The organism is Streptomyces pimonensis, from assembly GCF_041380215.1.
Taxonomy (GTDB): domain Bacteria; phylum Actinomycetota; class Actinomycetes; order Streptomycetales; family Streptomycetaceae; genus Streptomyces; species Streptomyces pimonensis.
Window position 1 is genome coordinate 1 of sequence record NZ_JAHWZY010000113.1, and the last position, 1,400, is coordinate 1,400.

The 1,400-nt window shown below is 73.8% G+C and carries 1 protein-coding gene; it reads right to left on the bottom strand.

All coding sequences use genetic code 11. The features are described from left to right. A partial coding sequence (locus KYY02_RS33565; protein ID WP_371244845.1) for a beta-ketoacyl reductase occupies nt 1-1,400 on the bottom strand: 1,400 nt, incomplete at both ends.

A 1,400-nucleotide genomic window follows, 5' to 3' on the forward strand; every position in this document is an offset into this window, starting at 1 on the left:
ACTTGCACCGGCCATCGGCGGCCAGACCCCGCTGACGGCTGAAGTCCACGAAGGTGCTCGCGGTGGCCATCACGGCGACACCGCCCGCCAGAGCCAGCTCACACTCCCCGGACCGCAGCGCCTGCACCGCCATGTGCAGGGCGACCAGCGACGAGGAGCACGCCGTGTCCACCGTCACCGCGGGGCCCTCCAGCCCCAGTACGTAGGCGACGCGGCCGGAGGCGACGCTGCCGGACGCGCCGGTGCCCAGGTAGCCCTCCACGTCCTCCGGGACGGAGCGCAGCCGCGCCGCGTAGTCGTGGTACATCAGGCCCGTGAACACACCGGTCGCGCTGCCCCGCACCGACTCCGGCGCGATCCCGGCCCGCTCGAACGCTTCCCAGGACGTCTCCAGCAGCAGCCGCTGCTGCGGGTCCATCGCCAGCGCCTCACGCGGCGAAATGCCGAAGAACGCCGGGTCGAACTGGTCGGCGTCGTACAGGAAGCCGCCTTCGCGGGCGTACGAGGTGCCCGGGTGCTCGGGGTCCGGGTGGTACAGCCGCTCCAGATCCCACCCGCGGTTGCCGGGAAACTCGCCGATGGCGTCGACGCCGTTCAGTACCAGGCGCCACAGGTCCTCGGGCGAGTTCACGCCGCCGGGGTAGCGGCAGCTCATGCCGACGATCGCGATCGGCTCGTCGATCGCGGCCGCCACCGCGCGGGGGGTCGCCGTGACGACCGGGGTACCCGCGAGCTCGGTGCCGAGGTATCCGGCCACCGCCTCCGGGGTCGGGTAGTCGAAGACCAGGGTCGCGGGCAGGCGCAGTTCGGTGGCCGCGCCCAGCCGGTTGCGCAGCTCGACCGCGCTGAGCGAGTCGAAGCCCAGCTCCCTGAAGGCGCGGTCGGGTGCGACGGCCCCTGCCGAGCTGTGGCCGAGCACGACGGCGACATGGCCGAGCACGAGATCCAGCAGTACTCGCTCGCGTTCCGCCTCGGTCAGTTCGGCGAGCGACCGGGCCAGCTCCGTGCCGGCGACGGCGGCGCGCTCGACGGTCCTGCGTGCCGTACCGCGTACCAAGCCGCGCAGGACGGGGGCCACGGGGTGGGAGCGCGCCTGCTGGTGCAGGGCGGGCAGGTCGAGAGGTACGGGCGCCAGTACGGCACGTCCGGTGGAGCCCGCCGCGTCGAACAGCGCCAGCCCCTCGGCCGTACGCAGGGGTATCAGGCCGCCCCGGCTCATCCGTTGCACGTCGGAGTCGTCGAGCCGGCCCGCCATGCCGCCCGCGTCCGCCCACAGGCCCCACGCCAGTGACCTGGCGGGCAGACCGGTGGCCCGGCGGTGCTCGGCGAGGGCGTCCAGGAAGGTGTTCGCCGCCGCGTAGTTGCCCTGGCCCGGACCGCCGAACACACCGGAGGCGGAC